This is a genomic window from Bacillus sp. KS1 (assembly GCF_020075515.1).
Lineage (GTDB): Bacteria > Bacillota > Bacilli > Bacillales > Bacillaceae > Bacillus > Bacillus velezensis.
Map to the genome: position 1 here is coordinate 143,594 of NZ_JACAWW010000019.1, position 24,864 is coordinate 168,457.

Sequence of the window (24,864 nt, forward strand, 5' to 3'; positions counted from 1 at the left end):
GAAAAAAACAACGCGCTGCTGTTCAATATACGGACTGCTGGCATTTTTTTAAGGGCAGGTCTTAAAAAAATTTCAGCAGAATCCTTATTTCTTTTGAAAACGCTGACAGATAAGGCTGAACAACGCTTTTTACGGTATGAAATCCGTCCGTTTCCGTCTGTTTTGCAGCAAAAAATGTCGAATGGAGGATGACACCGTTTGACAAAAAAAGTACAATAGTTTCGGTAAAGTTATTATTAAGTCTATCTAATCGGAAGACATGCAGTGAAGAGAACCCTTCACAAAAGGGAGGTAATCATTTGTTAAAGGATATATTCACAAAAAAGAAAAAATATGCTTCCGTGCCGTCTGAGCAGGCAAAACATGATGTTCCGGAAGGCATTATGACAAAGTGCTCCAAATGTAAAAAAATCATGCTCACAAAAGAGTTAGATAAAAACCTGCGCGTCTGCATGAACTGCGGGCACCATTTCCCGATGAATGCAAAGCAGCGCATTGAAAGCCTCCTGGATGAAGATTCATTCGAAGAATTCAACCAGGGAATGATATCTGAAAACCCGCTCGGTTTCCCGGAATACTTAGAAAAAATCGAAAAAGACCGTGAGAAAACATCGCTGAATGAAGCGGTGGTTACCGGAAAAGGAACCATCAGCGGATTCCCTGCCGTGATCGCGATCATGGATTCAACATTCCGAATGGGCAGCATGGGTTCGGTTGTCGGCGAAAAAATCACGCTTGCAATTGAAAAAGCAAAAGAGGAAAAAGTCCCGTTTATCATCTTTACCGCTTCCGGCGGCGCACGTATGCAGGAGGGGGTCTTAAGCCTTATGCAAATGGCCAAGACAAGCTCTGCATTAAAACTGTTCAGTGAGGAGCAGGGACTGATTATTTCTGTCATGACCCATCCGACGACAGGCGGCGTATCGGCCAGTTTCGCGTCTCTCGGTGATTATAATTTCGCTGAACCGGGCGCCTTGATCGGATTTGCCGGAAGACGTATTATTGAACAGACGATCGGGGAAAAACTGCCGGAAGATTTCCAGACGGCGGAATTTTTATTAAAGCACGGCCAGCTTGATGCGGTGATTCACCGAAACGACATGAAAGACAAACTCGCATTTCTGCTGGACATGCACCAAACAGGAGGTGAGCATGAGTGGCTGCAAGATTAGAATTTGAAAAACCAGTGATTGAACTGCAGACGAAAATCGCCGAACTGAAAAAATTCACCCAAGATTCGGAGATGGATTTAAGCGCTGAAATCGCAAGACTTGAAGACCGGCTCAGCAAGCTCCAGGATGAGATTTATAAAAACCTGAAGCCGTGGGACAGAGTGCAGATCGCACGCCTTCCCGACCGGCCGACGACGCTTGATTACATTCAATACCTGTTTACCGACTTTTTTGAGTGCCACGGAGACAGAACATACGGAGATGATGCTGCGATTGTCGGCGGAGTCGCCAAATATCACGGCATGCCGGTCACCGTTATCGGACATCAGCGCGGAAAAGACACGAAAGAAAACCTTGTCCGCAATTTCGGGATGCCTCACCCTGAGGGCTACCGCAAAGCGCTTCGTCTCATGAAGCAGGCGGATAAGTTCAACCGCCCGATTATCTGCTTCATCGATACGAAGGGAGCGTACCCGGGTAAAGCGGCTGAGGAACGGGGACAAAGTGAAGCCATCGCCAAGAACCTGTTCGAGATGGCCGGCCTGACAGTGCCTGTCGTTTGTATCGTCATCGGGGAAGGCGGCAGCGGAGGCGCGCTTGCATTAGGTGTGGGCAACCGCATGCTGATGCTTGAGAACTCGACGTATTCCGTTATTTCTCCTGAAGGAGCCGCGTCCATTTTGTGGAAAGACTCCAGCCTTGCGAAAAAAGCGGCCGAATCCATGAAGATTACTGCGCCCGATTTATTAGAATTAGGAATTATTGATGATATGATTAAAGAAGTGAAGGGCGGAGCTCACCATGATATTAAGCAGCAGGCGGGCTATATTGACGGTATTCTTAAAGAAACGTTAAAATCTCTTCTTCAATTGAACGCCGAAGAATTGATCTCACAGCGCTATGAAAAATATAAAGCAATCGGGAAAGTTTCGGTTGAGGATCAATATATCGGGGTAAACTGAATAGACGTGAAGCCTATGGCTCACGTTTATTTTTTGTGATTTTTGTGATATTCCTTAAATTTTATTTAAAAACAATTTATTTAATTGTATAATAGGTAAGGTTTCATGGGAGCTCAGGCGTCCCTTTTCATTGTTTTAGGGCAATGATCATGATATGTTTAACATATATATGTTGCTGAGGTGAATAGGAAATGAAGCGTATAGGAGTTTTAACGAGCGGCGGGGATTCCCCGGGTATGAACGCTGCGGTGCGCGCGGTTGTGCGGAAAGCTATCTACCACGACGTCGAAGTGTACGGAATTTATAACGGTTATTCAGGATTAATCAGCGGAAAAATAGAGAAACTGGAGCTTGGTTCGGTCGGTGACATCATCCACCGCGGCGGAACAAAGCTGTATACGGCCAGATGTCCTGAATTCAAAACAGTTGAAGGCCGTGAAAAAGGAATCGAAAATTTAAAGAAACTCGGCATTGAAGGTCTTGTCGTCATCGGCGGAGACGGTTCATACATGGGTGCGAAAAAATTAACGGAACACGGGTTTCCGTGTGTGGGTGTACCGGGTACGATAGATAATGACATCCCGGGAACTGATTTTACGATCGGATTTGATACGGCGCTAAATACCGTAATTGATGCGATTGATAAAATCCGTGACACCGCTACGTCTCATGAGCGTACATACGTTATTGAAGTGATGGGGCGCCATGCGGGCGACATTGCTTTATGGGCAGGTCTTGCAGGCGGAGCGGAATCAATTTTAATTCCTGAAGCGGACTACGATATGCAGGAAATTATCGGCCGTTTGAAGAGAGGGCACGACCGCGGCAAAAAACACAGTATCATCATCGTTGCAGAAGGGGTAGGCAGCGGAGTTGAATTCGGAAAACGCATCGAAGAAGAAACGAACCTTGAAACACGGGTATCCGTTTTAGGGCACATCCAGCGCGGCGGATCTCCAAGCGCTTCTGACCGGGTTCTTGCAAGCCGCCTCGGCGCTTACGCGGTTGAGCTTCTGCTTAAAGGAAAAGGCGGACGCTGCGTAGGTATACAAAACAACAAGCTTGTAGACCATGATATTATAGAAATTTTAGAATCAAAACATACTGTTGAACCAAACATGTATCAGCTTTCAAAAGAACTGTCTATTTAAGGCGGAAGAAGCTGAAGATTTCAGAAGGAAGTGAACGAGTTGAAAAAAACAAAAATCGTTTGTACAATCGGTCCGGCCAGTGAAAGTGTAGAAATGCTGACAAAATTGATGGAAGCGGGTATGAACGTTGCTCGTCTGAATTTTTCACACGGTGATTTCGAAGAGCACGGCGCAAGAATCAAAAACATCAGAGAAGCAAGCAAAAAGCTCGGCAAAAACGTGGGGATTCTCCTCGATACGAAAGGTCCGGAAATCCGCACGCACGATATGGAAAACGGCGCGCTTGAGCTTCAGGCGGGAAATGAAATTATCGTTTCTACGAAACAGGTGCTGGGAACGCTTGAAAAATTCTCAGTTTCTTATGAAGGCCTGGCAGACGACGTGTCAGCAGGGTCTATCATCCTGTTGGATGACGGTTTAATCGGATTGGAAGTGCTGGAATCAAATCCGGAAAAACACGAAATCAAAACAAAAATCTTAAACAGCGGCACGCTGAAAAATAAAAAAGGCGTAAACGTTCCCGGCGTCAGCGTCAACCTTCCCGGAATTACTGAAAAAGACGCCAAAGACATCGTATTCGGTATCGAGCAAGGCGTTGATTTCATCGCTGCGTCATTTGTACGCCGTTCTACGGATGTCCTGGAAATCCGCGAACTGCTTGAAGAGCATAACGCGTCTGACATTCAAATCATTCCTAAGATCGAGAACCAGGAAGGCGTTGACAACCTGGATGCGATCCTGGAAGTATCTGACGGCTTAATGGTAGCGCGCGGAGACCTCGGCGTAGAGATTCCGGCCGAAGAAGTGCCGCTCGTGCAAAAAGAAATGATCAAAAAATGCAACGCGCTCGGCAAACCGGTTATTACTGCGACACAAATGCTTGACAGCATGCAGCGCAACCCTCGTCCGACACGCGCTGAAGCAAGTGACGTTGCCAACGCCATTTTCGACGGCACAGATGCCATCATGCTTTCCGGTGAGACGGCTGCGGGACAATATCCTGTCGAGGCGGTTCAAACAATGTTTAACATCGCCACACGCACAGAAGAATCTCTGAACTACAAAGAAATTCTGTCTAAACGCAGAGATCAGGTCGGCATGACGATTACCGATGCGATCGGCCAATCAGTTGCGCACACGGCGATCAATCTGAGTGCGGCAGCTATCGTTACCCCTACAGAAAGCGGCCATACGGCGCGTATGATCGCCAAATACCGTCCGCAGGCTCCGATTGTAGCCGTTACGGTTAATGAGTCTGTATCACGCAAACTCGGCCTTGTATTCGGTGTATTCCCGGCAAGCGGCCAAAACGCGACTTCAACCGATGAAATGCTTGAAGACGCGGTTCAAAAATCACTTGACAGCGGCATCGTGAAACGCGGTGATCTGATTGTCATTACAGCAGGTTCTGTCGGTGAATCAGGCACGACGAATCTGATGAAAGTCCACACTGTCGGCAGCATTATCGCAAAAGGACAAGGCATCGGACGCAAATCTGCATTCGGGCCGGTCGTTGTTGCAAAAAATGCGAAAGAAGCTGAACAAAAAATGACAGACGGCGCAGTATTGGTTGCTTCAAGCACTGACCGCGACATGATCGCTTCACTTGAAAAAGCATCGGCGCTCATCACTGAAGAAGGCGGTCTGACAAGCCATGCAGCCGTTGTCGGTTTAAGCTTGGGCATTCCGGTTATCGTCGGTCTTGAGAACGCAACTTCAGTTTTAACAGAAGGACAGGTTATCACAGTTGACGCTGCCCGCGGCGCTGTGTATGAAGGCCGCGCAAGCGTTCTTTAAACAGCTTTAAAAAAGAGAGGGGGGGTTCTCCCTTCTCTTTTGTCTTTAGGCTGATTTTCCTATTCCCATGCGGGCGGTGACGCGCTTTTAGAAGGGCAGGAGGGCAGAAAAATGAGAGTGTTATTCTTACTGTTTATCGTGTGTCCGGCAATTGAAATCGGCTTGTTTCTGCTGGCGGGAAAATGGCTCGGTGTTTTTCCGACCTTCCTTCTCATCATTTTGACAGGCGTATTAGGCGCCTTGGTGGCAAAAAGACAGGGAACCGATGTGTATCATCGGGTGATGCGCGACCTGCAGCACGGCAAAATGCCGGGGGAAGCGCTTCTTGATGGAATATGCGTCTTTTTCGGAGGCCTGCTTTTGATGCTTCCGGGTTTTCTGTCCGATATTGCAGGGGCCTGTCTTCTGATTCCGTTCACTCGGAACCGCATGAAGCCGCTTTTGTTCAAATGGCTGAGAGGAATGTCAAAAAACAAGCGGATCATTATCAAATAAAAACGGCAGCCTTCTTACAGGGCTGCTGTTTTTATTTGGATTGAACAGTTATATAGGCCCATATTTCTTTTAAAGCGCCCGTTGTGATAAAGGCCTGAATGAAAACGAGCAGCGCGGGCCCCGCAGCCAGTCCTAAAATTCCGAACAGTTTAAAGCCGGCAAACAGGGCGATTAAGGTCGCAAGCGGATCAAGTCCGATTGACTTGCTTAAAATTTTTGGCTCCGTCAGCTGGCGCTGAATGAGAACCACAATATATAAAACACCGAGACCGATCGCTTGAGGAAGCTGACCGGCAATGGCCAAATACATAATCCAGGGAACAAAGACCGACCCGGCGCCGAGATAAGGGAGAAGGTCCACCAGGCCGATAAAAAAGGCGATGGTTGCCGCATGCTCAATCCCTAAAAGAAAAAGTCCGATAAAGACAATGATCATCGTGAAAAGTATGAGCAAGGCCTGCGCCTTAATGAAACCTGCCATCGCTTTTTTCAGCTCTCCCGATACGGCCTTGGCGTTTGCCGAAACCCGTTCCGGAAGAATGGAATAAAGCAGCGCCTTCAGCTTATGCCAATCCTTTGTCATAAAAAAAGTCGCCAGCATTGCGAAAATGAAGACGGCAGCTGTATTGGGAAGGAAGGCAATCCATTTCGGCACCAGCTCCAAAAGATGTGAAAGCATCAGCCCCGCATTTTTAGCGGCTGTATCACCGAGGGTCTGAATATGCGTCACGATGGATGCCTGCTGATTGGTTTCCAGTCCGTTAAATAGGACGGTCAGCTCGTGGTACAATGGCTGAATGCGGGAAGTGAACAGCTCTTCGCAATACGTCATAAAGGCGCTGATATGGGGAGGGAGCGTTTTGGCCAGATAGGCGGTTCCCGAAATGATTTCCGCAACGAGAAATGTCGCCGCGCCAAGAAGAATAAGCAAAAAGAAGACCAGGACAATGACAGTATTGACTGACCGGGGCATCCCCGTCAGTTTGTCCAGCCAGTCAACTACGGGAATGATCGCTGATGACAGAATAAGGGCGATCAGAAACGGATAAGTTAACGGAAATGAGGCGTAACCGGCCGCTAAAGCGCCGCCGGCCGCAGCGAGTACAAACAGCGCGCGGAAAAAAACAGTTGCGTAGTGCGGGTTCACATCGATCCTCCTCTCGGTCGGCACGTCCTATTACATTAGTTTATTCGTCAAAAAAAAGGATATGAATACAGATATGATGAAAGAAGGTGCTTCAGGATGTTTACACAGGCGAATTTATTTTTACTATTATTGCTGGCCATCGCGTTGGTAGCCAAAAATCAGTCATTGCTTTTTGCCGTCGGCTTTCTCATTGTGATAAAAGCTGTCGGTCTTGATCAGAAACTATTTCCGGTTATTCAGTCAAAAGGCATCAACTGGGGAGTCACCGTCATTACAATCGCCGTTTTAGTGCCGATTGCCACAGGTGATATCGGTTTTAAACAGCTCGGAGAAGCAATGAAATCATATTATGCGTGGATCGCTCTCGGTGCCGGGATCGCGGTTGCCTTAATCGCCAAAAACGGTCTCACCTTATTGGAAAACGACCCTCATATTACAACGGCGCTGGTCATTGGCACGATACTTGCCGTCGCGCTTTTCGGAGGCGTCGCCGTCGGCCCGTTAATCGGCGCCGGAATCGCCTACTTGGCCATGCAAATCGTTAAAATATTCACTTCGTAAAGCTGCTTTTTTTTTGTGGAGAAAATTAGAGTTTGCACTTGCGCATTTTGTAGTTCAGACAAATGCCATTTGCATTATTCCGATGAATGAAGCGGCTTACCATGTAACAAAGAACTTCGGGATTGACGGCGCACATGGAGCGAAAACAGCGATTGCAGTAATTCCAATTGATGAATGGATGAAAAGCTGATGGAATTTATGCGCTGATACCAAAGCAAAACTTGAAGTGTTGTCAAAATAAGCGGAGACCCTTTCCTTCAATTTGAAAGTTTGTTAAATTTATAATGAGAATGAAAAAACACAATTCGGTTGGTAGTCCGGATGCATGATTTAAAATGTCAGTAACCTTCCCCTCCTCGGGATGTCCATCATTCTTCAGTAAATTTAGGAGGAGGGAATCGTTATGAAATTAACGGTTTACTACGATGGTCAGTTTTGGGTAGGAGTCATTGAAGTTGTGGATGAGGGGAAATTAAGAGCAATTCGTCATTTGTTTGGACAAGAGCCAAAGGATTCAGAAATAATGCATTTTGTTAATAATCAACTTTTACCGACTCTCTCCCACACTGAACAAGAAGGGGTTTGTGTCAAAGCAAAATCTAAGAAATTAAACCCAAAAAGATTGCAACGGCAAGCTTCTAAAGAGATGAAAAAGATCGGGATATCAACTAAGGCGCAAAAAGCGATAAAACAGGAGCTTGAAGCAAGAAAAGAAAAGAGAAAACAACTGAATAAAAAACAAAGAGAAAAAATAAAGGAACAAAAATATTTAATCAGAAAACAAAAAGCAAAAGAAAAGCATAGGGGAAAATAGTCGGAGAGCCCGATGAAGTCCTTCGATTGAAAAGTTGAGCGGCATCAGTTAGTTTCTTCGGACTGATTTAGAAAAAAAGAAGTATAAGTCAGAGCCCTTCTCGAGATGAGGAGGGTTTTTCTGCAATTTATTTAAATTCACTTACATCAGTAAATGAGTCAGTTTCAATTGATAATCGGTTTGATGAGGATATTTACGGCCCGAAAACAGCAAATGCAGTCAAACGATTCCAGTCCATGTGCGTGGAGCCAACTAAAACCAAGACATGGATTTCTGAAGCTGATCCGAACATTGATTCAGTCGAGTAAACAAAATAACCCTCTTCTCCGGTAAAGAAGGAGGGGGAATTTGCGGTGAAGTTGTCGCGCCTGTCCTTTTAAAGTTTCCCCAAAGCTCCCCCCAAATGAAAACATGAGAATACATGGTTTTACAAAGCATCTGAAAGCAAGCGATTAAATATATCAACGCCAAGCCTTGATATATAGGGCTTTTAAAACATTTTTAGTTAAAAGTCTACAAATTAATCAGATTATTGTTTATAATAAGAATAGGCTTAAACTTAAATAAGCTTATAAGAATTTGTTATGTTCCTCTATAAGCATACCGGTTATGTAACCGCAACCAGTGAAATGTAAGCATTTTCTTAAAGGGGAAAGGGATTGTTTGCATGACTCATTTTAAGTAAGCCGTATGTTTTATATACTCTTTAAAGGGGAATTTTGATTGAAAAGGAGAGGTTGAATATGACAGCAACACGCGGTCTTGAAGGGGTTGTAGCAACAACATCATCTGTAAGCTCTATTATCGACGATACCCTTACATATGTAGGGTACGATATTGACGACTTGACAGAGAATGCAAGTTTTGAAGAAATCATTTATTTGCTGTGGCATCTGCGCCTGCCGAATAAAACGGAACTTGCTGAACTGAAAAAACAGCTTGCGAAAGAAGCTGCCGTTCCACAAGAAATCATTGAGCACTTCAAATCCTATCCCCTCAATAACGTACATCCAATGGCTGCGCTCCGGACGGCGATTTCATTACTCGGTCTGACTGACAGTGAAGCCGATGTCATGAATCCGGAAGCGAACTACAGAAAAGCCATCCGTCTGCAGGCGAAAGTGCCGGGCATTGTCGCCGCTTTCTCAAGAATCCGCAAAGGACTTGATCCTGTTGAACCGAAGGAAGAGTACGGAATCGCGGAGAACTTCCTTTACACCTTAAACGGTGAAGAGCCTTCTCCGATCGAAGTGGAAGCGTTTAACAAAGCGCTCATTCTTCATGCGGATCATGAGCTGAACGCATCAACATTTACGGCGAGAGTATGTGTCGCCACCTTATCCGATATTTACTCAGGCATCACTGCCGCCATCGGCGCTTTAAAAGGACCGCTTCACGGCGGAGCCAATGAAGCCGTCATGAAAATGCTGACAGAAATCGGCGAAGTGGAAAACGCCGAGCCTTATATCCGCAGCAAAATGGAGAAAAAGGAAAAAGTAATGGGCTTCGGACACCGTGTGTATAAGCATGGAGACCCGCGCGCCAAACACTTAAAAGAAATGAGCAAACGCCTGACGAATCTGACGGGTGAAAGCAAATGGTACGACATGTCAATCCGTGTCGAAGAAATCGTGACGTCGGAGAAAAAACTTCCGCCTAACGTTGATTTCTATTCCGCATCTGTATACCACAGTCTCGGCATTGATCACGATCTGTTCACGCCGATCTTTGCGGTCAGCAGAATGTCAGGATGGATCGCCCATATTCTTGAACAGTACGATAACAACCGCCTCATCCGCCCGCGCGCTGATTACACGGGTCCGGATAAGCAGACTTTTGTTCCGATTGATGAAAGAGCCTGATCAAACGGGAGGCTGGTGATTTTCATGTCGTTAGCCTCTTGTTAATCAAGCCCGGATTGGTTTACAATTTTGATAGAATCTTGAGAAAAGTCATTTTATTTTCTATACAAGAAAAATAAAATGTTTTCTAAATATGAATTACATACTGGGAGGTAATATTGTGTCACAAGGTGAAAAAATTACAGTCTCTAATGGAGTATTAAACGTACCAAATAATCCGATTATCCCGTTTATTGAAGGCGACGGCACAGGCCCTGATATTTGGAACGCCGCTTCTAAAGTATTGGAAGCCGCTGTTGAAAAAGCATATAAAGGCGAGAAAAAAATCACGTGGAAAGAAGTTTATGCTGGTGAAAAGGCTTATAATAAAACAGGTGAGTGGCTTCCTGCCGAAACGCTGGAAGACATCAGAGAGTACTTCATCGCCATCAAAGGCCCTCTGACGACACCGGTCGGCGGCGGTATCCGTTCTCTGAACGTGGCGCTGAGACAGGAGCTTGATTTGTTTACGTGCCTGCGCCCTGTCAGATATTTCACGGGAGTGCCTTCCCCGGTCAAACGTCCTGAAGATACGGATATGGTCATTTTCCGCGAGAATACGGAAGATATTTACGCCGGAATTGAGTATGCGAAAGGTTCTGAAGAAGTTGAAAAGCTGATTAGCTTCCTGCAAAATGAAATGGGTGTTAACAAAATCCGTTTCCCTGAAACGTCAGGAATCGGCATCAAGCCTGTTTCTGAAGAAGGCACAAGCCGCTTAGTCAGAGCTGCCATTGAGTATGCGATCGAAAACGGCCGTAAGTCTGTCACGCTTGTCCACAAAGGAAACATCATGAAGTTCACTGAAGGGGCATTTAAAAACTGGGGCTACGAGCTTGCCGAAAGAGAATACGGAGATAAAGTATTCTCTTGGGCTGAATATGACCGCATTGTCGAAAAAGACGGAAAAGAAGCGGCTGATAAAGCGCAGAGCGACGCGGAAGCGGCAGGAAAAATCATCGTCAAAGACAGCATCGCTGATATTTTCCTTCAGCAGATCTTAACCCGTCCGAGCGAATTCGACGTCGTGGCGACAATGAACTTAAACGGAGACTATATCTCTGATGCGCTTGCCGCTCAGGTAGGCGGAATCGGAATCGCGCCGGGAGCGAACATCAACTATGAAACAGGGCATGCGATTTTCGAAGCGACTCACGGAACGGCTCCTAAGTATGCCGGCCTTGACAAAGTCAACCCGTCATCCGTCATCCTTTCAGGAGTGCTTCTTCTTGAACACCTGAACTGGAATGAGGCTGCCGACTTGATCATTAAATCTATGGAAAAAACGATTGCTTCAAAAGTAGTAACGTACGATTTTGCCAGATTAATGGACGGTGCAACTGAAGTGAAATGTTCAGAGTTTGGTGAAGAGCTAATTAAAAACATGGACTGAACCTAAAGCAGACTTCTAATGAAGCCAAAAAAGGAGAAGAGAATCATGGGAAAAACACGCAGTAAAGTTTCTGTTATCGGAGCAGGATTTACGGGAGCGACAACAGCCTTTCTTACAGCTCAAAAAGAGCTTGCGGACGTTGTGCTCGTTGATATTCCGCAATTAGAAAACCCGACAAAAGGAAAAGCGCTAGACATGCTCGAAGCAAGTCCGGTCCAAGGATTTGACGCGAAAATCACAGGCACGTCCAACTACGAGGACACAGCCGGTTCTGATATCGTCGTCATCACAGCCGGAATTGCGAGAAAACCGGGCATGAGCCGTGATGATCTCGTATCTACAAACGAAAAAATTATGAGAAGCGTCACACGTGAGATCGTGAAATATTCTCCTGACTGCATTATCGTTGTATTGACAAACCCTGTTGATGCGATGACATATGCGGTGTACAAAGAATCAGGCTTCCCGAAAGAACGCGTCATCGGACAATCCGGAGTGCTTGACACTGCGCGATTCAGAACATTCGTCGCTGAAGAATTAAACCTGTCTGTAAAAGATGTGACCGGTTTTGTTCTTGGCGGACACGGTGACGACATGGTTCCTCTCGTCCGTTATTCCTATGCGGGCGGCATTCCGCTTGAAACGCTTATCCCGAAAGACCGTCTTGATGCGATTGTAGAACGCACAAGAAAAGGCGGCGGGGAAATCGTCAACCTTCTCGGCAACGGAAGCGCCTACTACGCGCCTGCTGCGTCACTGACTGAAATGGTAGAAGCCATTTTGAAAGATCAGCGCCGCGTGCTTCCGACCATCGCTTACTTAGAAGGCGAATACGGTCATGAAGGCATTTACTTAGGCGTACCGACGATTATCGGAGGAAACGGCCTAGAGCAAATCATCGAGCTTGAACTGACAGACTATGAAAAAGCGCAGCTGAGTAAATCAGTTGAATCTGTCAAAAACGTGATGAAAGTATTGTCATAAGAAAAAAGGGAAGGCTTCCGAATCAGAAGCCTTCCTCTTTTTACAATCAATGAAAGCGTTTTCTTTTTTCCTGAGCGATCCTTTCTCTGAAAATGATCAAAAAGGCGAATTGTCTGAACGGGCAGTATTGGATAAAATGAAATCATAAAGTGATATGCAGCACATAAAATAGAGAAAATTGGATGTCGGGGAAAATAGACAGCGGAGGGCGCAGCATGAACAAAAAAATTTTAGTTGTAGATGATGAACAATCTATCGTTACTCTTTTACAGTATAATCTGGAACGATCCGGCTATGATGTCATTACCGCATCAGACGGCGAAGAGGCTCTGGAGCAGGCAGAGAACGAAAATCCGGATTTAATCGTACTGGATGTCATGCTGCCGAAAGTGGACGGAATCGACGTCTGTAAACAGCTCAGACAGCAGAAAATGATGGTTCCGATCTTGATGCTGACAGCAAAAGATGAGGAGTTTGATAAGGTGCTGGGACTGGAGCTCGGAGCGGATGATTACATGACAAAGCCGTTCAGTCCGCGGGAAGTCACTGCGCGGGTGAAAGCCATTTTAAGAAGGGCTGACATTTCTTCGCTGTCACAAGGCAGAGAAGAGGAAAAGGACGGGCAGATCCTCATCGGCGAGCTGAAAATTCTTCCGGAGCATTACGAAGCGTACTTTAAGTCAGAACAGCTGGAATTGACGCCTAAAGAATTTGAACTGCTTCTGTATTTGGGAAAACATAAGGGAAGAGTGCTGACGAGAGATCTTCTGCTGAGCGCGGTCTGGAACTATGATTTTGCCGGGGACACCCGGATTGTTGACGTTCATATCAGTCATCTGCGCGACAAAATCGAATCAAATACCAAAAAACCCATCTATATTAAAACAATCAGAGGTTTGGGGTATAAACTGGAGGAGCCAAAAATGAATGAATAAAGTCCGTGTGCGTCTGTTCGCTTTACTCGTTGTATGTATCATATTGGTTTTCAGTGTTCTCGGCCTTTTTTTACAGCAGCTTATTTCTTCATCCGCTGAAGAAAGAACGGCGGATCAGCTGAAAAAGGAATCGGTATACATAGCGGGCCTTCTTGACACCGGCCGAATCGGCAATAAAAGCAATGAAACGGTAATCAGTGACGCCGGCCGCACCCTCGGTATAAACGTCGCCGTGCTCAACGAGAAGGGTGACGCCGTATATCATTCCGGCAGTCATGCTGATGATTCAGCCGTAAAGGAGTTCATTTCTCACAATAAAAGCGAGGAAGCCGTACAGTCGAAAAGCAAAGTCATCCGCGGCACTGCCGTAAAAAATGGCGCCGGGAGAATTGCGGGGTATGTACTCGTTTCCTCGGAGATCAACGGCGGTTCAAGCGTTACCGGAGAAATGTGGGGCATGCTGGCAGCAAGTCTTTGTACCGCTTTTATCATTATCGTTTTCTTTTATACAAACATGACGTCCCGTTACAAAAAATCAATCGACGCCGCGACAAAGGTGGCGACGGAGCTGTCCAAAGGGAATTACGACGCCCGCTCCTACAGCGGCTACGCAAGGCGGTCGGACCGTCTCGGGCGTGCGATGAACAGCCTGGCGGTCGATTTAATGGAAATGACGAGAACGCAGGATATGCAGCGCGATCGTCTGCTAACCGTTATTGAAAATATCGGATCCGGTTTGATTTTAATAGACGGGAGAGGTTTTATCAATCTCGTGAACCGGTCATATACGAAGCAGTTTCATACAAAGCCTGAACGTCTGCTTCGGCGCCTTTACCATGATGCGTTTGAACATGAGGAGATCATTCGGCTTGTCGAAGACATTTTTATGACGGAGACGAAAAAATGCCAGCTGCTCAGACTTCCCATCAATATTGAGCGGCGCTACTTTGAAGTTGACGGCGTTCCGATCATGGGCCCCGACGATGAATGGAAGGGCATCGTCCTCGTCTTTCACGATATGACGGAAATTAAAAAATTGGAGCAGATGAGAAAGGACTTCGTCGCCAATGTCTCCCATGAACTGAAAACACCGATCACCTCGATTAAAGGATTTACGGAAACACTGTTAGACGGAGCGATGAAAGACGAAAAGGCGCTTTCAGACTTTCTGTCTATCATTCTGAAAGAAAGTGAGCGGCTCCAATCTCTCGTGCAGGATTTATTGGATTTATCCAAGATGGAGCAGCAAAACTTTACAATGCGCGTAGAGTCCTTTGACGCCGCAAAAATTCTGCATGAAATTGAAGCGCTTTTGCGGCATAAGGCTGAGGAAAAAGGCATCAGCTTTCAGCTCGATCTCCCGGAAGAGCCGATTTTTGTGACGGGTGACGCGCACAGGCTGAAGCAGGTATTTTTGAATCTGGCGAACAATGCCCTGACCTACACGCCTGAAAAAGGGACGGTGGGGATTTCGGTACATGTGAAAGAAACCGTTGTCGATATCAAAGTGTCCGATACGGGAATCGGCATTCAGAAGGAAGAGATCCCGCGGATATTTGAAAGATTCTACCGCGTGGATAAAGACAGAAGCCGCAACTCGGGAGGAACCGGGCTCGGCCTCGCCATCGTGAAGCACTTAATAGAAGCCCATGAAGGTAAAATCGAGGTCACAAGCGAGCCGGGACAGGGCACTGTATTTACCGTGACGCTGAAGCGGCAGCCGGAAGCGTGATCAGCTTTACAAAGGATTAACAATTTCTTCATGAGCTGTTAAACCTATCTTGTTAGGATATAACAGAACCCCTTCATCCAAGGAGCCAATTTTGACGGCGGGAACGTGTTTTCTTGTTCCCGTCCTTTTTGCGTTTTCACGGGGTTCGCTCATTTTCCTTTCAAATTGAACTTTGTTAAAATAAGAGAAGCTGTGAGATTAAAAAATAGAGGAATGACGAGCTTTTGCTCTTAGGAGGATATTGAATGACGGAACGAAAAAAATTAGTGCTTGTCGACGGAAACAGTCTGGCGTACCGGGCGTTTTTTGCATTGCCGCTTTTAAGCAATGAAAAAGGCATCCATACAAATGCCGTATACGGGTTTGCGATGATTTTAATGAAAATGCTGGAAGATGAAAAGCCGACCCACATGCTGGTGGCTTTTGATGCGGGAAAAACCACTTTCCGCCACAGCACGTTTAAAGAATATAAAGGCGGAAGACAAAAAACGCCGCCGGAGCTTTCAGAACAGATGCCGTTCATCCGCGAGCTCCTTGATGCCTACAAAATCAGCCGCTACGAGCTTCCTGAATATGAAGCGGACGATATTATCGGAACGCTTGCCGTATCTGCTGAAAAAGACGGCTTCGAAGTAAAGGTAGTGTCGGGGGACAAGGACTTAACCCAGCTTGCAACCGGGAAAACGACCGTTGCCATTACGAGAAAAGGCATTACTGACGTGGAAGATTACACGCCGGAGCACGTGGAAGAAAAGTACGGTCTGACCCCTTTGCAAATCATTGATATGAAGGGATTAATGGGGGATTCATCCGATAACATACCGGGCGTCCCCGGCGTCGGAGAAAAAACCGCGATTAAGCTCTTAAAGCAGTTCCATTCGGTTGAGAAACTGCTTGATTCCATTGATGAAGTCAGCGGAAAAAAATTAAAAGAAAAGCTTGAAGAATATAAGGAACAAGCCCTGATGAGCAAAGAGCTGGCGACGATTATGACAAATGCGCCGATTGAAGTCAAGCCCGAAGATTTAGATTACAAAGGGTTTGACCGTGAACAAGTTGTTGCCATTTTTAAAGAACTCGGTTTTAATACGCTTCTTGAGCGGCTTGGTGAAGAAAGCGGGGAAACGGCGGAAGAAAATTTTGAAGACATCAATGTCGAAACGGCAGAAGAAATCACCGAAGATATGCTCGTTTCGCCGTCCGCTTTGGTCGTCGAACAAATCGGTGATAACTATCACGAAGAACCGATCCTTGGCTTTTCCATCGTGAATGAAACAGGTCTTTATTATATTCCGAAAGAAATCGCCATTCAGTCTGAAGCTTTTAAATCTTGGGCTGAAGATGAATCGATGAAAAAATGGGTGTTCGACAGCAAACGTTCCGTCGTCGCTTTGCGCTGGCAGGGAATTGAGCTGAAGGGAACGGAATTTGACGCGCTTCTTGCTGCCTACATTATAAACCCGGGCAATTCGTACGACGATGTCGCGAGCGTAGCGAAAGAATACGGGCTGAATATCGTTTCAAAAGATGAAGCGGTATACGGAAAAGGCGCAAAGCGCGCCGTTCCGGCTGAAAAAGAGCTTGCCGATCATCTCGCGCGGAAAGCGTCTGCCGTTAACAGCCTTCGTGACAAACTGCTGCACGCGCTGGAAGAAAATAATCAGCTTGAATTATATGAAGATCTCGAACTCCCGCTTGCGCTTATTCTCGGAGAAATGGAATCAATGGGCGTCAAAGTGGATGTTGAAAGACTGAAGCGAATGGGCGAAGAGCTCAAGGCAAAGCTGAAAGAATATGAAGAAAAAATCCATGACATCGCCGGTGAGCCATTTAACATCAATTCACCAAAACAGCTCGGCGTCATTCTGTTCGACAAGCTCGGCCTGCCGCCAGTAAAGAAAACAAAAACAGGCTATTCCACTTCAGCTGATGTGCTTGAGAAGCTCGCCGACAAACATGATATCGTCGCGTACATTCTGCAATACAGACAAATCGGCAAACTCCAATCGACTTATATTGAAGGGCTGCTGAAAGTCACGCGCAAGGATTCTCATAAGGTGCATACACGGTTCAATCAGGCGTTGACTCAAACCGGACGCCTCAGCTCAACGGACCCGAACCTGCAAAATATTCCGATCCGGCTGGAGGAAGGGCGGAAAATCCGTCAGGCTTTCGTACCGTCCGAACCGGACTGGCTTATTTTCGCCGCCGATTATTCACAAATTGAATTAAGGGTGCTTGCGCATATTTCAAAAGATGAAAATCTGATCGAAGCGTTTACGAACGACATGGACATTCACACAAAAACCGCCATGGACGTGTTTCATGTCAGTGAAGGTGAAGTGACACAAGCGATGCGCCGCCAGGCAAAGGCCGTCAATTTCGGCATTGTTTACGGCATCAGTGATTACGGGCTGTCACAAAACCTCGGCATCACCCGGAAGGAAGCGGGCGCTTTTATAGACCGCTATTTGGAGAGCTTCCCGGGCGTCAAGGCATATATGGAAGAATCGGTGCAGGAAGCGAAGCAAAAAGGATATGTCACGACACTTATGCAGCGCCGCCGCTATATTCCTGAGCTGACAAGCCGCAACTTCAACCTGCGGAGCTTTGCGGAACGGACGGCCATGAATACGCCGATTCAGGGAAGCGCCGCCGATATTATTAAAAAAGCCATGATTGACATGGCAGCTGAGCTAAAAGAGAAAAACCTGAAGGCACGATTGCTGCTTCAGGTGCACGATGAATTGATTTTTGAAGCGCCTAAGGAAGAAATTGAAATATTAGAGAAGCTGGTTCCTGAAGTGATGGAGCATGCTTTGGCATTAGACGTGCCGCTGAAGGCGGATTATGCTTCAGGGCCGTCTTGGTACGATGCAAAATAAACAGAGAAAAAGGAAGTGATGATTGTGCCGGAATTACCAGAAGTTGAAACGGTCCGGCGCACTCTGACCGGTCTTGTGAAGGGGAAAACGATTGAATCGGCGGATATCAGATGGCCGAATATCATCAAAAAACCCGCCGAGCCGGAGGAATTCGCGCGGCAGATTGCAGGAGAAACAATCCGATCCATCGGAAGAAGGGGAAAGTTTTTGCTTTTCCATCTGGATCATTATGTCATGGTGTCCCACCTGCGGATGGAGGGGAAATACGGTCTTCATCAGGCCGATGAGCCTGACGATAAACATGTGCACGTCGTGTTTCACATGACGGACGGAACACAGCTCCGCTACCGGGATGTCCGGAAATTCGGCACGATGCATTTGTTTGCGCCGGGAGAGGAATTGAATGCATTACCGCTTTCACAGCTCGGGCCCGAACCCGATGATGAAGCATTTACCGCTGCTTATTTAAAAGAGCGGCTTGCAAAAACGAACCGCGCGGTGAAAACAGCCCTGCTCGACCAAAAAGCGGTTGTCGGCCTCGGCAATATTTATGTCGATGAAGCTTTATTCCGGGCGCGTATTCATCCTGAGACAAAAGCGAACAGTCTGTCAGACGGGCAGATAAAAACGCTTCATACAGAAATTAAAGACACCCTTCAGGAAGCGATTGACGCGGGCGGGAGCACCGTCCGGTCTTATATCAATTCTCAAGGGGAAATCGGAATGTTTCAGCTCAAACATTACGTATACGGCAAAAAGGATGAGCCGTGCAAAACGTGCGGCACGATGATTTCTAAAATCGTGGTCGGCGGAAGGGGGACGCATTTTTGCGCCCGCTGCCAAAAAAAATCATAAACTGAAACTGTACAAGCAGGCGGCAGCAGAATGACTTTTTTCTAACACAGTTGATGACCTTTCTCCATATATATATTGTGATTCACCCAATAGGCATATGTCACAATTGCCGATCAAGAGAAAGGGAGAAACGGATATGGAGATTGCTTCTTTGCTGCTTTTGGCTTTTGCTGTCAGCTTGGACAGTTTTTCAGTCGGGTTTACGTATGGTTTGAGAAAAATGAAAATCCCGTTCAAAGCGATTGCCGTGATCGCTTGCTGTTCAGCCTCTGTGATGTTTATATCCATGCTGATCGGCCATTTTCTGACAAAGATTTTTCCCGTATCCGTCACGGAAAAACTGGGCGGGCTGATCTTAATCGGAATCGGGGCATGGGTCATCTGGCAATTTTTTAAACCGGCTAAAGAGCCGGATTACTTATTGCATGAAAAAACGTTACTTAATCTTGAAGTGAAATCGCTCGGCATCGTGATTCACATTTTGAAAAAACCGACCAGCGCCGATATTGATCAATCCGGAACCATTAACGGAGTCGAGGCGCTTCTGCTCGGTATCGCCTTATCCATTGACGCGTTTGGCGCCGGGCTGGGAGCGGCCATTCTCGGCTTTTCTCCGGTTATGATGAGCGTGACTGTCGGGCTGATGAGCTCGCTGTTTGTTTCACTCGGCATAAACGCGGGGCATTTGCTTTCAAGATGGAATTGGATAGATAAAATGACATTTTTGCCGGGAGTCCTGCTGATTATCATCGGGATTTGGAAAATGTAAGAAGGAGTGGGCTTTTTGAGCTTGGTCATCGGTTTAACGGGAGGCATCGCAAGCGGCAAAAGCACGGTAGCGCGTATGCTGATCGACAAAAAAATCACAGTCATTGATGCGGATGTCATCGCAAAACAGGCGGTGGAAAAAGGAATGCCGGCTTACGGACAAATTGTGGAAGCATTCGGAAAAGACATCCTGCTGGAAAATGGCGATATTGACAGAAAAAAACTCGGTTCTATCGTTTTCACTGACGAACAGAAGCGTCTGAAGCTGAATCAGATCGTTCATCCGGCGGTACGTGCGGAAATGCTGAAACAGCGGGATGAAGCCGTTGCGCGAAAAGAGCAGTTCGTCGTTTTGGATATACCGCTTTTGTATGAAAGCGGGCTTGATTATCTTGTCGGCAAGGTGCTCGTCGTCACCGTACCGGCAGACATTCAGCTCAAACGGCTGATGGAGCGGAATTTCCTTACAGAAGAAGAAGCGATGAGCCGGATAACGTCGCAAATGCCTTTAGCGGACAAAACAAAAAAAGCTGACGCCGTCATTGATAACAGCGGCAGTCTTGAATATACAAAGCACCAGCTTGAGGAAGTATTGAGCGGCTGGGCATAAACAAACACCGTTCGGAAAGCCGAACGGTGTTTTTCTGGTTAGAAATCAAAATTGTCAGGGTCCGGACCGACACGGAGGTTTTCGTTCAGATCATCAATCCGCTTCATATCGTCAGCTGACAGTTCGAAATCAAAGACATTTGCATTTTCTTCAATACGGTGTTTTTTAGTTGATTTCGGAATGGTGATGACACCGTTCTGCAAATCCCAGCGCAAAATCACTTGAGCGGCTGATTTGCCGTACTTCTCAGCGATCTCCTGTAAGACGGGATGATCAAGCAGCTGCCCTTGCATCAATGGCGACCACGCTTCAAGCTGAATGCCTTGTTCAGTGCAGAAAGCAAGCAGTTCTTTCTGTGTCAGACGCGGGTGGTACTCCACCTGGTTGATCATCGGCTTGATTTCCGTTTCTTTCATGAGATGTTTCAGATGGTGAATTTGGAAATTGCTGACCCCGATCGCCTTAATGCGTCCATCCTGGTAGAGGGTTTCGAGCGCCCGCCACGCATCGATGTACTTTCCTTCGACAGGCCAATGAATCAAATATAAATCCAAATAATCTAAACCGAGTTTTTCTAAGCTTGTGTCAAACGCTTTTAACGTTTCTTCATATCCTAAATCGGCATTCCACACTTTTGACGTGACAAAAATGTCTTCACGTTTTAATCCCGCTTCTTGCAGTCCTTGGCGGATGCCTTCGCCGACACCCTCTTCATTTCCGTAAATCGCGGCGGTATCGACGCTGCGATAGCCGTGCACCAATGCCGTTTTCACCGCGTTGACGAGTTCCGCGCCTTCCTCTACTTTGAAAACTCCGATGCCGAACCAAGGCATCTCTACTCCGTTATGCAATGTTGCTTTTGCTTGTAAATGTGTTGTCATGTATATATTCCTCCTATTAGTTGTCTGTTGAAACAATCAAAATGCGCTGAAGAAAAACTCACCTCCTTTCAAGAGCAGTGCGATCCCGCTTTTCAAGCTTCCTGCTCCATCCGGTTAATACGACCGCGCTGAGCACCATCAGCGCCCCGATCCAAGCGGTATGAATGATTCCGATTGAGTCTGTAATGATTCCGCCGGCAAACGAGCCGATCGCGATTCCGGCATTGAATGCCGCGATATTTAAGGCTGATGCTGTATCAACGGCGCTTGGCGCAAAACGTTCACTCAGCATCACGACATATACCTGAAGCCCCGGCACATTCATAAACGCCAACAGCCCCATGAAAATAATGGTGATCAGCCCGGCTGTTTTAAACGGCGCGGTAAAAGTCAGAACAAACAGCACAGCAGCCTGGACAATGAACATATAAAACAAGGCTTTCAGCGGATTCCGGTTTGATAAACGGCCGCCAATCATGTTTCCGATGGCAATCGCAATTCCGTAAATGAGCAGGATGGCCGCGACGGTTTCTTTCTGGAAACCGGTTACCTCCTGAAGAAGCGGAGATAAATACGTAAACACGACAAACGTTCCGCCGTAGCCTAACGCGGTAATAATAAATAAAAGCAATAACCGGCCGTTTGTGACGAGTTTGACCTGCTCGGAAAATGCGGTTTTCGTTCCTTTGCGCAAATGTGACGGAACGAGAAGCGCGTTTATGAGGAATGCGATGATTCCTACCGCCACAATGACGGCAAATGCGATTCTCCATCCGAATTGCTGGCCGAGATAGGTGCCGAACGGAACGCCGGTCACCGTAGCCACCGTCAGTCCCGTAAACATAATGGAAATCGCGCTTGCTCTTTTATGCTCCGGCACGATATTGGCGGCGATTGTTGCCCCGATTGACATGAAAATGCCGTGGGAAAAAGCCGAAATGACCCGTGCCGCCAGTAAGACGCCAATTGAGGAAGCGCTCGCTGCGAGTGTATTTCCGGCGATAAATATTAACATCACCCAGAGCAGCAGCGTTTTCCGTGACATGCCGGATGTGAGAGATGTTAAAACCGGCGCGCCGAATGTCACGCCCAGAGCATACATGGAAACGGTAAGCCCCGCCGTTGTCACAGGTATATGCAGATCTTGAGATATAAGCGGCAGCAGCCCGACGCTGATAAATTCGGTTGTGCCGATCGCAAAAGCGCTGACGGCTAATGCCAGCAGCGCTGGTAAATAGCTTTGGCGATGTGAAGACATCTGTTTTCCTCCTTGAACGATAATGTATGGTTGAAATGATGCCGGGTAAACGATATAAGTATAAGAGTACATTCCTTTTCAGCCGGCAAATGTCATTATGATCGATAGAAGTGTCATTGAAAAGAACGTACTTTTAAGTGCCATAGGCACTTTTTAGTTCCTATAGATGAGGAGGAATTACCGTTGCTGAAGAAAAAATACAATATATCCGTAGAAGCGGCGCTTGAAGTGATCGGAGGAAAATGGAAGTGTGTGATCCTCTGCCACCTCATGCGCGGGAAAAAACGGACAAGCGAATTGAAGCGGCTTATGCCGGACATCACCCAGAAGATGCTGACACAGCAATTGCGGGAGCTGGAAGCTGACGGCGTCATCAACCGGATCGTGTACAATCAGGTGCCGCCAAAAGTGGAATACGAGCTGAGTGAATACGGGCACAGTCTGGAAAGAATTTTAAACGCGCTGTGCGACTGGGGCGCGATGCATATTGCTAAACGGTACGGCGAGGTGTCCTCCGTTTTAGAGGACAGCATTTTAAATGACAAATTTAAAGAACCGGGACAAATATAAGAAAAAAGCAGGCAGCCTGAGACGCTGATCCTGCTTTTTTTATGGAAGAAAGATGATTTTATATGCAAAAAAACCGATTGAACAACATATTGATCGGTATAAGGGTGGATTTTTATCAAGTTGTACTGGCGGATTTCTTTTAATGTGTTATACTATATATAAATAAAGGTAAATTAGAGTGGCATATTAAAAAGGGGTGACCTGAGCATGAAGGTAAAAGTAGCAATCAATGGGTTTGGAAGAATCGGAAGAATGGTGTTCAGAAAAGCAATGGAAGATGATCAAATTCAAATAACAGCCATTAATGCAAGCTATCCCCCGGAAACGCTTGCTCATTTGATAAAGTATGACACAATTCACGGCAAATACGATCAAGAAGTTGAGACCTCCGACGACAGTCTGATCGTCAACGGAAAACATATTATGCTGTTCAATCGCCGGGACCCGAGAGAGCTTCCGTGGAAAGAATGCGGAATAGACATCGTCGTAGAGGCAACGGGGAAATTTAATTCAAAAGAAAAAGCAATGAGCCATATTGAAGCAGGGGCGAAAAAAGTTATTTTAACGGCTCCGGGCAAAAATGAAGACGTTACCATTGTCATGGGAGTAAATGAAGAGCAGTTCAATCCCGATGAACATGTCATTATTTCAAATGCATCTTGCACGACAAACTGTCTTGCGCCGGTCGTCAAAGTGCTTGATCAGGAATTCGGGATTGAAAGCGGCCTGATGACGACTGTTCACGCTTACACGAATGATCAAAAAAATATCGACAATCCGCATAAAGATCTGCGGAGGGCGAGAGCGTGCGGAGAATCCATCATTCCGACTTCTACAGGCGCCGCCAAAGCGCTGTCGCTCGTGCTGCCTCATTTGAAAGGAAAACTTCACGGTCTTGCTTTGCGTGTTCCCGTTCCGAATGTGTCATTAGTGGACCTTGTCTGCGATCTGAAAACAGATGTGTCGGCCGAGCAAGTGAACGCCGCTTTCCAAAGAGCCGCAAAAACGTCGATGTACGGAATTCTTGATTATTCGGATGAGCCGCTCGTTTCTTCGGATTATAATACGAATTCACACTCTGCGATCATCGACGGACTGACAACGATGGTGATGGAAGGCCGAAAAGTAAAGGTGCTCGCCTGGTATGACAATGAATGGGGATATTCCTGCCGGGTCGTTGATCTTATCCGTCATGTCGCCGCGCGAATGAAACACCCGTCAGCTGTGTAGACTAAAGATCATGGACATTTGTTAGAAAAAAACCCTTAACGGCATATTCGCAAAAAACACACCTTGCAAAATAAACTTAAACACAGTATACTATCTTTCGTGAACTTCTTGCTCGTGACTGCTTCGGAATTACTTAAAGGGTTAGGACCTCTCCGGACTAACTTTCCCCCGTGGTAAATGGCCGGGTCAGTTCTCGGAAATTCACTTTTTTAATTCTTGTTAAGGGGGGTCCATGATTATGGAAACAATGGGGCGTCACGTCATCTCCGAGCTGTGGGGATGCGATTTTGATAAGCTCAATGACATGGATTTTATTGAAAAAACGTTTGTAAATGCTGCTTTGAAATCAGGAGCTGAAGTGCGCGAGGTCGCATTTCACAAATTTGCACCGCAAGGCGTAAGCGGAGTCGTTATTATCTCTGAGTCACATTTAACGATTCACAGTTTTCCTGAACACGGATATGCAAGCATTGATGTTTATACTTGTGGAGACCTGGATCCTAATGTGGCTGCGGATTACATTGCGGACGCATTACATGCAGATACAAGAGAAAACATTGAAATACCGAGAGGAATGGGGCCTGTACAGATTAAACAGGCACAAGCGAAAGTACTGTAATTTTCAAAACGCAAACACAAGGGAGCTAAGCTGAAAAAGCCATTACGCGCTTTGAAGCTGATGCTCCTTTTCTAATGTAAAAAAACAGCATTGCTTTTTCTTTAAGCATTTTTTTTGTAAAATAGAAAAGATAAGGCCGGTCTA

The 24,864-nt window shown here is 46.4% G+C and carries 23 protein-coding genes; 20 read left to right on the top strand and 3 right to left on the bottom strand.

Annotated elements, in window-relative coordinates; all coding sequences use genetic code 11:
- The first annotated feature begins 299 nt into the window (after nt 1-299).
- From accD to HWY38_RS14435, 5 genes are all read left to right on the top strand, one after another.
- Entirely contained in the window at nt 300-1,172 is an 873-nt protein-coding gene (gene accD / locus HWY38_RS14415; RefSeq protein WP_007613077.1) for an acetyl-CoA carboxylase, carboxyltransferase subunit beta, read from the top strand.
- Nucleotides 1,157-2,134 (top strand): acetyl-CoA carboxylase carboxyl transferase subunit alpha, encoded by a 978-nt coding sequence (gene accA / locus HWY38_RS14420; protein WP_025285100.1) that lies wholly within the window; start codon nt 1,157-1,159, stop codon nt 2,132-2,134. The genes accD and accA overlap by 16 nt, the downstream gene beginning before the upstream one ends.
- A gap of 191 nt (nt 2,135-2,325) precedes the next feature.
- Nucleotides 2,326-3,285, top strand: coding sequence for a 6-phosphofructokinase (gene pfkA, locus HWY38_RS14425; protein ID WP_007408068.1), 960 nt, complete (start codon nt 2,326-2,328; stop codon nt 3,283-3,285).
- Between the two features lie 39 nt (nt 3,286-3,324).
- Complete coding sequence (pyk, locus tag HWY38_RS14430) at nt 3,325-5,082, top strand: pyruvate kinase (protein ID WP_007613076.1); 1,758 nt, start codon at nt 3,325-3,327, stop codon at nt 5,080-5,082.
- Between the two features lie 111 nt (nt 5,083-5,193).
- Nucleotides 5,194-5,577 carry an FxsA family protein gene (locus tag HWY38_RS14435; RefSeq protein ID WP_045208446.1) on the top strand — a complete coding sequence of 128 codons (384 nt, stop codon included), beginning with the start codon at nt 5,194-5,196 and terminating at the stop codon, nt 5,575-5,577.
- A 31-nt stretch (nt 5,578-5,608) separates the two neighbouring features.
- Here the strand turns inward: HWY38_RS14435 and ytvI are convergent, their stop codons facing one another.
- Complete coding sequence (ytvI, locus tag HWY38_RS14440) at nt 5,609-6,724, bottom strand: sporulation integral membrane protein YtvI (protein ID WP_224182092.1); 1,116 nt, start codon at nt 6,722-6,724, stop codon at nt 5,609-5,611.
- Nucleotides 6,725-6,820: 96 nt separating this feature from the next.
- Here ytvI and HWY38_RS14445 point away from each other — a divergent pair, with 96 nt between their 5' ends.
- The 12 genes from HWY38_RS14445 to coaE all read left to right on the top strand — a co-directional run bounded on the left by HWY38_RS14445 (nt 6,821) and on the right by coaE (nt 20,162).
- Nucleotides 6,821-7,285, top strand: a complete 465-nt coding sequence (locus tag HWY38_RS14445) for a DUF441 domain-containing protein (RefSeq protein WP_003152447.1) — start codon at nt 6,821-6,823, stop codon at nt 7,283-7,285.
- 13 nt (nt 7,286-7,298) lie between these two features.
- Nucleotides 7,299-7,475 (top strand): hypothetical protein, encoded by a 177-nt coding sequence (locus HWY38_RS14450; protein WP_224182093.1) that lies wholly within the window; start codon nt 7,299-7,301, stop codon nt 7,473-7,475.
- Between the two features lie 213 nt (nt 7,476-7,688).
- Complete coding sequence (locus tag HWY38_RS14455; RefSeq protein WP_224182094.1) at nt 7,689-8,099, top strand: YjdF family protein; 411 nt, start codon at nt 7,689-7,691, stop codon at nt 8,097-8,099.
- 743 nt (nt 8,100-8,842) lie between these two features.
- Nucleotides 8,843-9,961: a citrate synthase gene (gene citZ, locus HWY38_RS14460; RefSeq protein ID WP_007613059.1), complete on the top strand. Its 1,119-nt coding sequence runs from the start codon at nt 8,843-8,845 to the stop codon at nt 9,959-9,961.
- 160 nt (nt 9,962-10,121) lie between these two features.
- Nucleotides 10,122-11,393 carry an NADP-dependent isocitrate dehydrogenase gene (gene icd / locus HWY38_RS14465; protein WP_224182095.1) on the top strand — a complete coding sequence of 424 codons (1,272 nt, stop codon included), beginning with the start codon at nt 10,122-10,124 and terminating at the stop codon, nt 11,391-11,393.
- 45 nt (nt 11,394-11,438) lie between these two features.
- Entirely contained in the window at nt 11,439-12,377 is a 939-nt protein-coding gene (mdh, locus tag HWY38_RS14470) for a malate dehydrogenase (RefSeq protein WP_003152455.1), read from the top strand.
- A 215-nt stretch (nt 12,378-12,592) separates the two neighbouring features.
- Entirely contained in the window at nt 12,593-13,312 is a 720-nt protein-coding gene (locus HWY38_RS14475; RefSeq protein ID WP_014418615.1) for a response regulator transcription factor, read from the top strand.
- On the top strand, nt 13,305-15,044 hold the full coding sequence (pnpS, locus tag HWY38_RS14480; protein WP_224182096.1) for a two-component system histidine kinase PnpS: 1,740 nt from the start codon (nt 13,305-13,307) through the stop codon (nt 15,042-15,044). The genes HWY38_RS14475 and pnpS overlap by 8 nt, the downstream gene beginning before the upstream one ends.
- A 245-nt stretch (nt 15,045-15,289) precedes the next feature.
- Nucleotides 15,290-17,929, top strand: a complete 2,640-nt coding sequence (polA, locus tag HWY38_RS14485) for a DNA polymerase I (RefSeq protein ID WP_224182097.1) — start codon at nt 15,290-15,292, stop codon at nt 17,927-17,929.
- Nucleotides 17,930-17,953: 24 nt separating this feature from the next.
- Nucleotides 17,954-18,784 (top strand): DNA-formamidopyrimidine glycosylase, encoded by an 831-nt coding sequence (mutM, locus tag HWY38_RS14490; RefSeq protein WP_015417984.1) that lies wholly within the window; start codon nt 17,954-17,956, stop codon nt 18,782-18,784.
- 136 nt (nt 18,785-18,920) lie between these two features.
- A complete protein-coding gene (gene ytaF / locus HWY38_RS14495; protein WP_088461277.1) occupies nt 18,921-19,553 on the top strand; it encodes a sporulation membrane protein YtaF in 633 nt (210 codons plus the stop codon).
- A gap of 15 nt (nt 19,554-19,568) precedes the next feature.
- On the top strand, nt 19,569-20,162 hold the full coding sequence (gene coaE / locus HWY38_RS14500; RefSeq protein ID WP_224182098.1) for a dephospho-CoA kinase: 594 nt from the start codon (nt 19,569-19,571) through the stop codon (nt 20,160-20,162).
- A 38-nt stretch (nt 20,163-20,200) separates the two neighbouring features.
- Here the strand turns inward: coaE and HWY38_RS14505 are convergent, their stop codons facing one another.
- Entirely contained in the window at nt 20,201-21,043 is an 843-nt protein-coding gene (locus tag HWY38_RS14505; RefSeq protein ID WP_044801578.1) for an aldo/keto reductase, read from the bottom strand.
- Nucleotides 21,044-21,101: 58 nt separating this feature from the next.
- The gene (locus HWY38_RS14510) at nt 21,102-22,301 is read right to left on the bottom strand and encodes an MFS transporter (protein ID WP_224182099.1); all 1,200 of its coding nucleotides are present in this window, start codon (nt 22,299-22,301) and stop codon (nt 21,102-21,104) included.
- A 183-nt stretch (nt 22,302-22,484) separates the two neighbouring features.
- Between HWY38_RS14510 and HWY38_RS14515 the strand changes: the two genes are divergently transcribed.
- The 3 genes from HWY38_RS14515 (at nt 22,485) to speD (ending at nt 24,720) form a co-directional block, all read left to right on the top strand.
- The gene (locus HWY38_RS14515) at nt 22,485-22,871 is read left to right on the top strand and encodes a winged helix-turn-helix transcriptional regulator (RefSeq protein ID WP_003152469.1); all 387 of its coding nucleotides are present in this window, start codon (nt 22,485-22,487) and stop codon (nt 22,869-22,871) included.
- 207 nt (nt 22,872-23,078) lie between these two features.
- The gene (locus HWY38_RS14520) at nt 23,079-24,101 is read left to right on the top strand and encodes a glyceraldehyde-3-phosphate dehydrogenase (RefSeq protein WP_045208430.1); all 1,023 of its coding nucleotides are present in this window, start codon (nt 23,079-23,081) and stop codon (nt 24,099-24,101) included.
- Between the two features lie 238 nt (nt 24,102-24,339).
- Nucleotides 24,340-24,720, top strand: a complete 381-nt coding sequence (gene speD, locus HWY38_RS14525) for an adenosylmethionine decarboxylase (RefSeq protein ID WP_003152471.1) — start codon at nt 24,340-24,342, stop codon at nt 24,718-24,720.
- Nucleotides 24,721-24,864 lie beyond the last annotated feature (144 nt).